The following is a 10,530-nucleotide window of genomic DNA, read 5'->3' on the forward strand; positions in this document are numbered from 1 at the left end:
AGGGGACTTTCGCCACAACAGTCTCATGGATGCGGTATTGCGACCTCGTGACGGCAGTCACGTATGAGTGATAACTTCGGAGGCGGAACGCGACCCGCGCACGGCCGGCACCAGCCCGATCGCTGAAGGGGACCCCTCCATGAGCCCGTTTCCCAGCTCCGCCCCGAGCACCGAGGAATGGCGACATCTGCGGCTGACCCGGGACGACGGTGTGGCAACCGTCACATTCGACCGGCCCGAGAAACTCAACGCGCTCACCTTCGGCGCGTACGCCGATCTGCGCGACCTTCTCGCCGAGCTCTCCCGGGAACGTTCCGTCCGCGCCCTCGTCCTCGCCGGTGAGGGGCGCGGCTTCTGCTCCGGCGGAGACGTCGACGAGATCATCGGCGCCACCCTGGCCATGGACACCGCCCAGCTCCTCGACTTCAACCGGATGACCGGGCAGGTCGTCCGGGCCCTGCGGGAGTGCCCCTTCCCCGTCGTCGCCGCCGTCCACGGGGTCGCCGCGGGCGCCGGCGCCGTCCTGGCCCTCGCCGCGGACTTCCGGGTCGCCGACCCCTCGGCCCGCTTCGCCTTCCTCTTCACCCGGGTCGGCCTCTCCGGCGGCGACATGGGCGCGGCCTATCTGCTGCCCCGGATCGTCGGCCTCGGCCACGCCACCCGGCTCCTGATGCTCGGGGAGGCCGTCCGCGCCCCCGAGGCGGAGCGGATCGGCCTGATCAGCGAGCTGGCCGAGGAGGGGAAGGCCGACGAGCGCGCCGCCGAGCTGGCCCGCCGCCTCGCCGACGGTCCCGCCCTCGCCCTCGCCCAGACCAAGGCCCTGCTCACCGCCGAGCTGGACATGCCGCTGGCCGCATCCGTCGAGCTGGACGCCAACACCCAGGCCCTCCTGATGCACGGCGAGGACTACGCCGAGTTCCACGCCGCCTTCACCGAGAAGCGGCCGCCGAAATGGCAGGGGCGGTAGCAATGACGGGCAGTGGATCATCCGTACGCCGCATCGCGGTCATCGGCGGCGGCCCCGGCGGGCTCTACGCCGCGGCCCTCCTCAAGCGCCTCGACCCGGACCGCGAGGTCACCGTCTTCGAGCGCAACGCCCCCGACGACACCTTCGGCTTCGGCGTCGTCCTCTCCGACGAGACCCTCGGCGGCATCGAACACGCCGACCCCGAGGTCTACCGGGCGCTGAGCCGCGAGTTCGTCCGCTGGGACACCATCGACATCGTCCACCGCGGCCGCGTCCACACCTCCGGCGGCCACGGTTTCGCCGCCCTCGGCCGCCGCCGGCTCCTGGAGATCCTGCACGAACGCTGCGCCGGCCTCGGCGTCGACCTCCGCTTCCGCACCGTGGCCCCGCCCGCCGCCGAGCTGGCCGCCCACCACGACCTGGTCATCGCCGCCGACGGGGTGCACAGCGCCACCCGCGTCGCGCACGCCGACGCCTTCGGCCCGCACATCACCGAGCACCGCAACCGCTACATCTGGCTCGCCGCCGACTTCGCGTTCGACGCCTTCCGCTTCGAGATCGCCGAAACCCCGTACGGCGTCATGCAGGTGCACGGCTATCCGTACGCGGCGGACGCCTCCACCGTCATCGTCGAGATGCGCGAGGAGGTATGGCGTGCCGCCGGGCTCGACACCTGTGACGCGGCCGAATCCACCGCCCGCTGCGCCAAGTTCTTCACCGAGGCCCTGGACGGCCGCCCCCTCCACGGCAACCGGTCCTCCTGGCTCGCCTTCCGTACGGTCACCAACTCCCGCTGGTCCCACGGCAACACGGTGCTCATCGGCGACGCGGCCCACACCGCCCACTTCTCCATCGGCTCCGGCACCAAGCTCGCCGTCGAGGACGCCCTGGCGCTGGCCGCCTGCGTCGAGGAACAGCCGGACCTGCCCGCGGCACTGGCCGCGTACGAGGCCGAGCGCCGCCCGGTCGTCGCCTCCACCCAGCGCGCCGCGGCCGCCAGCCTGCGCTGGTTCGAGGAGCTGGCCACCTATGGGGAGCAGCCGCCCCGGCGCTTCGCGTTCAACCTGCTCACCCGCAGCCGCCGGGTCACCCACGACAACCTGCGGCTGCGCGACGCGTCGTTCACCGCGGCCGTGGAGGAGGAGTTCGGCTGCCCGCCGGGCACCCCGCCGATGTTCACCCCGTTCCGGCTGCGCGGCCTCGAACTGCGCAATCGTGTCGTCGTCTCGCCCATGGACATGTACTCCGCCACCGACGGGCTCCCGGGCGACTTCCACCTCGTCCACCTCGGCGCCCGCGCGCTCGGCGGCGCCGGGCTCGTCATGACGGAGATGGTCTGCGTCAGCCCCGAGGGCCGCATCACGCCCGGCTGCACGGGCCTGTGGAACACCGAACAGGCCGCCGGATGGCGGCGGATCACCGACTTCGTCCACACCTCGGCCCCCGGCGCCGCCATCGGCGTCCAGCTCGGCCACTCCGGCCGCAAGGGCTCCACCAAGCTGATGTGGGAGGGCATCGACCAGCCCCTGGAGCGCGGCAACTGGCCCCTGAAGGCCGCCTCTTCGCTCCCGTACGTGCCCGGTGTCAACCAGGTCCCGGCGGAGCTGGACCGGGCCGGACTGGACGCCGTGCGCGAGCAGTTCGTGGCGGCGGCCCGACGCGCCGCGGGCAGCGGCTTCGACCTCCTCGAACTCCACTGCGCCCACGGCTATCTGCTCTCCGGCTTCCTCTCGCCGCTCACCAACCACCGCACCGACGCCTACGGCGGACCACTGGAGAACCGGCTCCGCTTCCCCCTCCAAGTCTTCGACGCCGTGCGCGAAGTCTGGCCCGGGGAACGGCCGATGACCGTCCGGATCTCCGCCACCGACTGGGCCGAGGGCGGCACCGACGCGGCCGACGCCATCACGATCGCCCGCGCCTTCGCCGAGCACGGGGCCGACGCCATCGACGTCTCCACCGGTCAGGTGGTGCCCGACGAGCGCCCCGAATACGGCCGCTCCTACCAGACCCCGTACGCCGACCGGATCCGCAACACCGTCGGCGTCCCCGTCATCGCGGTCGGCGCGATCTCCTCCTGGGACGACGTCAACTCCCTGCTCCTCGCGGGCCGCGCCGACCTCTGCGCCCTGGCCCGCCCCCATCTGTACGACCCGCACTGGACCCTCCACGCGGCGGCCGAACAGGGCTACAGCGGACCCGGCGCGCCCTGGCCCCTGCCGTACGGCGCGGGCAGCCGCACCCCGCCCACCGGCCGCACCGACGCGCCGAAGCCCCGGCTCACGCTGGGCTGACCGGGCACGTGTGACAGAGGCACCCGGCGGGGTGCGGAGCGCCGTGGTGGGTGTCGCGGTATCCGGCGGCGAGCCGCTCCAGCAGGCCGGCCAGCTCCTCGGTCTCCTCCCGGGACCGCGGGCGCACGCCGAGCGCTTCGGCCCGACGCAGCACGGCCGGTGCGAACACCGACTTCGCCCGGAAGGTGTGCAGATGGCGCGAGCCGGTGTCGACCGTGATCCAGCGGCCGGTGCGGGCCCGCCCGATGGTGGTCACCTGCTCGTGCGCCATGCCCGGGTAGGTGTCGACGACGTACACCTTCGCGCCGCCCCGGTACGTCCTGGTGCCCGGCCGCAGCTCCTGTCCGCCGTCCCCGTACCGCCGCCACCGCACGACGTTCGCGGCGACCAGCCACAGCGGCTCCGGCGCGACGGGCTCGGCCGTCACGTGTTCCTCCTCAACTGCACCCGGTCCGCCACCGGTTCGTAACCGATGCGCTGATACACGCCGTTGCTCGTCGGGTTCGCCAGATCCGTGAAGAGCAGCACCTCCGCCGCGCCCTCCGCCAGCGCCGCCCGGGACGCCTCGGCCGTGACGGCGGCCGCGTACCCCCGGCCACGGAACTCCGGCGGCGTGTACACCGACGTCACCCGCACCGTGCCCGCCAGCATCCGGGAGCGCCCCGCCAGCGCCACCGGTGCCCCGCCGCTCTCCCAGAGGGTGAACGAACCGCGTTCCGTGCCCTCGTCCACCAGCCACTCGGCCGAGGACTTGGCCTGCCCGGTCGCGTCGGCGAACCCCCGCACCCAGACCACCAGCAGTTCCCGGTCCGCCCGCGTCGCCGCCCTGGCCCGGCCCACCGGCACGGGGGAGGGCGGCCGGAGCGTGCCCAGCCGGTACAGCCGCTGCTCCTGCACGGTCCGGTGGCCCGGCAGCAGGGCGGCCAGCTGCGCCGCGGTGTCCCGGTCCGCGGTGACGTCGTCGAGGTCGGGGCCCGGGCCCAGGGCCGCCACCAGCGGTCCCACCGCCTCCGCGGGCACGGCGGTCAGCAGCGCCCCGTGCGGGGGAGTGCGCACCAGGGTCCCCGCCACCGCCCCGTCCGCCCCGCGCCACCAGCCGAGCACGGGATCGTCCGCACCGTAGTGATGCGGGCCGGAGCGCCTGAGCCGTTCGGTGACCGTCAGCGCCACCGTGTGCTCGACCGGCCGCGCGGCGAGCGAGGGGCCGGCGGAGGCGAGGAACACGTCGACGTCGTCGGTGAAGGTCCAGGTCATGCCTCATCCTGCCCGGGGGCGGGCTGCCGGGGCATCCGGATTTCCCCCGCAGCGGCCCCGCCTCGTGCGAACTGCTCCCCGGCGTCCCGTCCCGCGGTCGGCGATGGCGTTGCCGTAAGACTCTCGTCATGGGGAAGTGATCGCAGCGAGCCGGGCCGGCCGTATTGAATGGGAGTCCGGAGCCGGTGGAACTGATCGGCCCAGCTGAGCGGAGGGGCACAGGATGGGGCGGGTGCGGAGCATGCTGACGCGGCCGATGGTCGCAGGGGCTCTTGCGGTGGCCGTGGTGCTGGTCGGTGTGGGGCTCTACTGGTTCAAGCCGTGGACGCTCTGGCAGGACGACACCGTTCAGGAAGCCCTGCCCGAAGCGACGGCAGCGGAGTCCGCCGACCCCTCCGCGGGCCGGTCGGCTACGCCGCGGAAGGCTCCCGGCCCCGAACGGACCGCGCCGGTGACCGTGGCCTCGGGCGATCTGATCAGCCATGAGCACGCCACCTCCGGCACGGTGAAGTTGCTGCGGCTCGCCGACGGTTCGCACGTCGTGAGGCTGGAAGACCTCGACACCAGCAACGGACCGGATCTCAGGGTGTGGCTGACCGACGCACCGGTGAAGGAGGGGCGGGCCGGGTGGTTCGTCTTCGACGACGGGCTCCATGAGAGCCTCGGCAGCCTGAAGGGCAACAAGGGATCCCACAACTACCGGCTGCCCGCCGGCCTCGACCCGGCGGACTTCACCAGCGTCAGCATCTGGTGCGACCGGTTCAACGTCTCCTTCGGCGCTGCCGAGCTGGGCCGCGTCTGACAGCCGACGCGCTCGTCCCGTCCGCGCGTGAGGGCTGCCCCGCCCTCACTGCCTCACGAAGAGCTCACCGGCGTCCCGCAGCCGCTCGTGCAGGCGGCCGAACACCTCCGCCGACCGGCCGCCCGGCCAGTCCGCGGGCAGCAGCTCCGGCGGCAGACCCGGGTCCGCGTACGGGAGTTGCCGCCAGGAGTCCAGCGCCAGCAGATAGTCCCGGTAGGCGGTCTGCGGACGGGGCTCGTCCTCGGCGTCCCCGGCCGCCTCCCAGTCCCGCAGCACCGGCTCGTGCAGCTCCAGGAAGTCGTGGTGCAGGCGGGCCACCGCACCCAGGTCCCACCAGCGGGCCACCGCCTCGCGGGTGGCGGCGAAGCCGAGGTGCTCGCCGCGGAACAGGTCGACGTACGGGGCGAGTTCGAGCCGTTCCAGGGTGTGCCGGGTCTCCTCGTACAGACCGGCCGGGGCGATCCACACCCCGGGCGCGGCCGTGCCGAAGCCGAGGCGGGCCAGCCGGGAGCGCAGCAGATGGCGCTTGCTGCGCTCCGCCTCGGGCACGGAGAACACCGCGAGCACCCAGCCGTCGGCGAGCCGCGGCGCGGGGTGCCGGTAGATCCGCCGGTCGCCGTCGTCCAGCAGCTGCCGGGCCTCCGGCGACAGCGCGTACCCCGCCGAGCCGTCCGCCGCCCGGGCGGCCACCAGCAGCCCGCGCCGTTTCAGCCGCGAGACGCAGGACCGTACGGACGGGGCGTCGACGCCCACGGCGTGCAGCAGGCGGATCAGCTCCGACACCGCGAACGGCGAACCGTCCGCCGGACGGCCGTAGGCGCCGTAGAGCGTGATGATCAGGGAGCGGGGGGTGCGCAGCTCGGCCACGTGATCACTCTAGGCTCTGTCCTTCCGGAGGTCTTCCCGGAGCAGGAACCGCTGGAGTTTGCCGGTCGCGGTGCGTGGCAGGGAGTCCTCGAACACGAAGACGCGCGGGCACTTGTGCGGGGCCAGATGGGCCTTCATATGGGCGCGCAGTGCGTCGGCCGTCTGCTCCGAGCCCTCCGTCAGCACCACGTGCGCCACCACGATCTCGCCGCGCAGTTCGTCCGCCCGGCCCACCACGGCGGCCTCCGCGACCTCCGGATGGCGCAGCAGGGCGTCCTCCACCTCGGGGCCCGCGATGTTGTAGCCGGAGGAGATGATCATGTCGTCGGCGCGGGCCACGTAGCGGAAGTAGCCGTCCGGTTCTCGGACGAAGGTGTCGCCGGTCAGATTCCAGCCGTGCCGCACGTACTCCGTCTGCCGCGGGTCGGCGAGATAGCGGCAGCCGACCGGGCCGCGTACGGCGAGCAGGCCCGCCTCGCCGTCGGGCAGCTCGTCGCCGTGCTCGTCCACCACCCGGGCCTGCCAGCCCGGCACGGGCACCCCCGTCGTGCCCGGCCGGATCGCGTCGTCGGCCGCCGAGATGAAGATGTGCAGCAGCTCGGTGGCGCCGATGCCGTTGATGATGCGCAGCCCCGTCGCCTCGTACCAGGCCTGCCAGGTCGCCGCCGGCAGGTTCTCCCCGGCCGACACACAGCGGCGCAGCGCCGAGAGGTCGTGGCCGTTCAGCTGGCCGAGCATCGTGCGGTAGGCGGTCGGCGCGGTGAACAGCACCGAGACCCGGTGCCGGGCCAGCGCCGGCAGCAGCTGCTTCGGGCCCGCCTGCTCCAGCAGCAGCGTGGACGCCCCGGCCCGCAGCGGGAAGACCAGCAGCCCGCCCAGGCCGAAGGTGAAGCCGAGCGGCGGGCTGCCCGTGAACACGTCGTCGGCCGAGGGCCGCAACACCTGCGCGGAGAAGGTGTCGGCGATGGCCAGCAGATCCCGGTGGAGGTGCATACAGCCCTTGGGGCGCCCGGTGGTCCCCGAGGTGAACGCGATGAGCGCGACCTCGTCGGCGGCCGTGTCCACCGCGCGGTACGGGCCGGAACCGGAGTGCGCGGCGGCCAGCCGGGTGAGGTCCGCGGGGCCGTCCCCGCCGAACCCGGTGACCCGCAGACCGGTCACGCCCGCCTCCGCCAGATCCGCCGTCGACCGGGCGTCGCACAGGGCGTGGCCGATCCGGGCCAGCGAGCAGATGGTGGCCAGCTCACTCGCGCGGGCCTGCGCCAGTACGGTGACGGCGATCGCGCCCGCCTTCATGACGGCGAGCCAGCAGGCGGCCAGCCAGGGCGTGGTCGGCCCGCGCAGCAGCACCCGGTTGCCCGGTACGACGCCCAGGTCCTCCGTCAGCACATGGGCGACGCGGTCCACGGTCTCCCGCAGTTCGCCGTAGCTCCAGACGGTTCCGTCGCCGGAGCGCAGGGCGGGGCGGTCGGCGCCGAACTCCTCGACGGTGCGGTCCAGCAGTTCGTGCCCGCAGTTCAGCCGGTCGGGGTAGTGCGGTGCGGGATCGTCCAGGAGGAGTTCCGGCCACTGGTCCGGCGGTGGGAGATGGTCGCGCGCGAAGGTGTCGATGTGGGCGCCGGCGGCGGGCCCGGCCGGCTCGTGAGGCGCGCCGGGGACGCGTACGGACGCGTCGGCGGCGGCTGTGGGCGTGTTCGGCGAGGAATTCGGCTCCATGAAGGATCGCCCCCTTGTCGCCTCTGGAGCGTATCGTTTGGGTGACGGTAGTCAACGGTCCGCGATAAGACATGACGTGCGGTGCACAAGGGCAGGACGTGCGATGCGACGCGACGAACTGCCACGCGACGCGACAGGACACGCGAAACGACGCGACAAGAGAGGCGCCGCCATGACGGCATTCTCCCTCGAACCTGAACAAACCGCCTGGTGCGAGGAGCTGCGCACCCTCGCCGTGCGGGAGCTGCGCCCGCTGGCGGAGAAGGGCGAGCCCGGGCAGGTCAACCGGCCGCTGCTGGCCGCCCTGGGCGAGCTGGGCCTGCTGGAGAGGATGTTCGGCTCCGGGGCGCTGGATCTGTGCCTGCTCCGTGAGTCCCTGGCCCGGGGCTGCACCGAGGCCGAGACCGCGCTCGCCCTCCAGGGGCTCGGCACCACCCCGATCGTCCAGGCGGGCACCCCCGCCCACCGCGAGCGCTGGCTCCCCGAGGTCCGGGCCGGGCGGGCCGTCGCCGCGTTCGCGCTCAGCGAGCCGGGCGCGGGCTCCGACGCGGCGGCCCTGAGCCTGGCCGCCGAGCACACCCCGGCCGGCTGGGCGCTCACCGGCCAGAAGTGCTGGATCTCCAACGCCCCCGAGGCCGACTTCGCCGTGGTCTTCGCCCGGACGACCCCCGGCGCGGGCTCCCGGGGCATCACCGCGTTCCTGGTCCCGTCCGACCGGCCCGGACTCACCGGCTCCGCCCTCGACATGCTCTCCCCGCACCCGATCGGCACCCTGGAGTTCGACGGCGTACCGGTCACCGCCGACGACGTCCTCGGCGAGCCCGACCGGGGCTTCCGGGTCGCCATGAACACCCTCAACCTCTTCCGGCCCAGCGTCGGGGCCTTCGCCGTCGGGATGGCCCGCGCCGCCCTCGACGCGACCCTGGAGCACACCGCCCACCGCACCGCGTTCGGCGGTCCGCTGAGCGACCTCCAGGCCGTCTCGCACCAGGTCGCCGAGATGGCCACCCGCACCGAGGCCGCCCGCCTCCTGGTGTACGCGGCGGCCGCCGCGTACGACGCGGGGGAGAGCGGGGTGCCGCGCCGCGCCGCGATGGCCAAGCTGTACGCCACCGAGACCGCGCAGTACGTCGTCGACGCCGCCGTCCAGCTGCACGGCGCCCGGGCCCTGCGCCGGGGCCATCTGCTCGAACACCTCTACCGCGAGGTCCGCGCGCCGCGCATCTACGAGGGCGCGAGCGAGGTGCAGCGCACCATCATCGCCAAGGAGCTGTACGCGAACGCCGCACAGCTGCCCGGCCCCCACCGGCCGCCCGCCGCAACGCCCGAACCGTCCGCCCAGCAGTCCGCGTCCCCGACCCAGGAGCCGCCCGCATGAGTCCGTCCCACCGGATCAACCCGGCCGAACTCTCCCCGCCCACCGGCTTCTCGCACGCCGTCGTCGCCACCGGCGGGCATCTGGTCTTCCTCGCCGGGCAGACCGCGCTCGACCCGGACGGCAAGGTCGTCGGGGCCACGCTGCCCGACCAGTTCGCCGTCGCGCTGGGCAATCTGCTCACCGCCCTCCACGCGGCCGGCGGCGCCCCCGCCGACCTCGCCCGGGTCACCGTCTACGCCACCGACATCGCCGACTACCGCTCCCACGCGGCCGAGCTGGGCCGGATCTGGCGCAGACTCGCCGGGCGCGACTACCCGGCGATGGCCGTCATCGGGGTGGCCCGGCTCTGGGACGAGCAGGCGATGGTCGAGATCGACGGGGTCGCGGTCCTGCCGTGAGGCCTCGGCCCCGGGACTCCCCGCCGCGCGCCGCCCGCCCGAGTAGCGGCGGCGCGGCGGCGGGGCGAGGCTGAAAGGGTCCGGATGCCGACCAGCCCAGGAGATTCAGCGGTGCCCAGCCAGCCGCCCCCGCGCCCCGCCGCCAAGTCCTACGACGGCGAGGGCATCGTCGTCGGCTTCGACCCGCACCGCTGCCTGCACGCCGCCGAGTGCGTGCGCGGGCTCCCCACCGTCTTCGACGTCGGCCGCCGCCCCCAGGGCCTGTCGTCAAACTGCCGTCTGCCGGGCGGCGCATGGCACGCACGCTCGCTGCGTTGCCGAAATGCCCTAGTAGCTCCGCTACGAGACCATTCCGGCGCCTTGCGATCGCACGCACCATGCGCCGCCCGGCCGCCCTTCGGGCGACGACGGCAGTTTGACGACAGGCCCTGGGTCCAGCCGGGCAACGCCCCCGCCGACGAGGTCGCCGACGTCGTCCACCGCTGCCCGAGCGGCGCCCTCCAGTACCACCGCACCGACGGCATGCCCGACGAGGTCCCCGACGTCCCCACCCATGTGTCGCTGCACGCCGACGGGGTTCTCCACCTGCGCGGCGACCTCGAAGTCGCCACCCCGTACGGCCCCCGCCACGAGACCCGGGTGATGCTCTGCGGCTGCGGCGCCACCGGCAACACGCCGTACTGCGACCACAGTGGCCACTGCGCCGAACACGGCTGAGCCGGTCCGCGCGGCCGGGCCCCGGACACAGCGGCCGAAGGGTGCGCGGCGCGCCGGTCGGGTGAATCGGCCTGAGGGATATATCTGTATTTAGTGCCCTTTATTCCGGATGCCCCGTCGCCCGACCCGGACACCCC

Annotated in this window: 9 protein-coding genes and 2 pseudogenes; 7 read left to right on the forward strand and 4 right to left on the reverse strand. The window is 73.7% G+C overall.

Annotated features, from left to right (window positions below; translation table 11 throughout):
- Positions 1-139 precede the first annotated feature (139 nt).
- A complete protein-coding gene (locus KV381_RS29140; protein WP_030631628.1) occupies positions 140-967 on the forward strand; it encodes an enoyl-CoA hydratase family protein in 828 nt (275 codons plus the stop codon).
- Positions 952-3,261, forward strand: coding sequence for a bifunctional salicylyl-CoA 5-hydroxylase/oxidoreductase (locus KV381_RS29145; protein WP_193462881.1), 2,310 nt, complete (start codon positions 952-954; stop codon positions 3,259-3,261). Before KV381_RS29140 ends, KV381_RS29145 begins: the two co-directional genes overlap by 16 nt.
- Here KV381_RS29145 and KV381_RS29150 read toward each other — a convergent pair.
- Positions 3,248-3,688 carry a hypothetical protein gene (locus KV381_RS29150; protein ID WP_193462882.1) on the reverse strand — a complete coding sequence of 147 codons (441 nt, stop codon included), beginning with the start codon at positions 3,686-3,688 and terminating at the stop codon, positions 3,248-3,250. The two genes, KV381_RS29145 and KV381_RS29150, sit on opposite strands and share 14 nt — an antisense overlap.
- Positions 3,685-4,515 (reverse strand): GNAT family N-acetyltransferase, encoded by an 831-nt coding sequence (locus KV381_RS29155; protein WP_193462883.1) that lies wholly within the window; start codon positions 4,513-4,515, stop codon positions 3,685-3,687. The genes KV381_RS29150 and KV381_RS29155 overlap by 4 nt, the downstream gene beginning before the upstream one ends.
- A gap of 223 nt (positions 4,516-4,738) precedes the next feature.
- Between KV381_RS29155 and KV381_RS29160 the strand changes: the two genes are divergently transcribed.
- Positions 4,739-5,317: a DM13 domain-containing protein gene (locus tag KV381_RS29160; RefSeq protein ID WP_030631639.1), complete on the forward strand. Its 579-nt coding sequence runs from the start codon at positions 4,739-4,741 to the stop codon at positions 5,315-5,317.
- Between the two features lie 45 nt (positions 5,318-5,362).
- On the opposite strand, the gene KV381_RS29165 is transcribed toward KV381_RS29160, so the two are convergent.
- Positions 5,363-6,184 carry a PaaX family transcriptional regulator C-terminal domain-containing protein gene (locus KV381_RS29165; RefSeq protein ID WP_030079859.1) on the reverse strand — a complete coding sequence of 274 codons (822 nt, stop codon included), beginning with the start codon at positions 6,182-6,184 and terminating at the stop codon, positions 5,363-5,365.
- A gap of 9 nt (positions 6,185-6,193) precedes the next feature.
- A complete protein-coding gene (locus tag KV381_RS29170; RefSeq protein WP_218786701.1) occupies positions 6,194-7,900 on the reverse strand; it encodes an AMP-binding protein in 1,707 nt (568 codons plus the stop codon).
- A gap of 172 nt (positions 7,901-8,072) precedes the next feature.
- Here KV381_RS29170 and KV381_RS29175 point away from each other — a divergent pair, with 172 nt between their 5' ends.
- The 4 genes and pseudogenes from KV381_RS29175 to KV381_RS36965 form a co-directional block, all read left to right on the forward strand.
- Complete coding sequence (locus KV381_RS29175; RefSeq protein ID WP_230543531.1) at positions 8,073-9,278, forward strand: acyl-CoA dehydrogenase family protein; 1,206 nt, start codon at positions 8,073-8,075, stop codon at positions 9,276-9,278.
- A complete protein-coding gene (locus KV381_RS29180) occupies positions 9,275-9,676 on the forward strand; it encodes a RidA family protein (protein ID WP_030079854.1) in 402 nt (133 codons plus the stop codon). Before KV381_RS29175 ends, KV381_RS29180 begins: the two co-directional genes overlap by 4 nt.
- Before the next feature lie 162 nt (positions 9,677-9,838).
- Positions 9,839-9,919, forward strand: a pseudogene (locus KV381_RS37135) ((4Fe-4S)-binding protein); the annotation flags it as partial.
- Positions 9,920-10,099: 180 nt separating this feature from the next.
- Positions 10,100-10,393 (forward strand): annotated as a pseudogene (locus tag KV381_RS36965) ((4Fe-4S)-binding protein); the annotation flags it as partial.
- Between the last annotated feature and the right edge of the window lie 137 nt (positions 10,394-10,530).

Source organism: Streptomyces sp. WY228 (genome assembly GCF_019287315.1).
GTDB classification, from domain to species: domain Bacteria; phylum Actinomycetota; class Actinomycetes; order Streptomycetales; family Streptomycetaceae; genus Streptomyces; species Streptomyces caviscabies.

Excerpts from the sequence above, each read along its gene's own strand:
- KV381_RS29140 (WP_030631628.1), top strand. The coding sequence starts at position 140 with ATGAGCCCGTTTCCCAGCTCCGCCCCGAGCACCGAGGAATGGCGACAT.
- KV381_RS29145 (WP_193462881.1), top strand. The coding sequence starts at position 952 with ATGGCAGGGGCGGTAGCAATGACGGGCAGTGGATCATCCGTACGCCGC.
- KV381_RS29155 (WP_193462883.1), bottom strand. The coding sequence starts at position 4,515 with ATGACCTGGACCTTCACCGACGACGTCGACGTGTTCCTCGCCTCCGCC.
- KV381_RS29160 (WP_030631639.1), top strand. The coding sequence starts at position 4,739 with ATGGGGCGGGTGCGGAGCATGCTGACGCGGCCGATGGTCGCAGGGGCT.
- KV381_RS29170 (WP_218786701.1), bottom strand. The coding sequence starts at position 7,900 with ATGGAGCCGAATTCCTCGCCGAACACGCCCACAGCCGCCGCCGACGCG.
- KV381_RS29175 (WP_230543531.1), top strand. The coding sequence starts at position 8,073 with ATGACGGCATTCTCCCTCGAACCTGAACAAACCGCCTGGTGCGAGGAG.
- KV381_RS29180 (WP_030079854.1), top strand. The coding sequence starts at position 9,275 with ATGAGTCCGTCCCACCGGATCAACCCGGCCGAACTCTCCCCGCCCACC.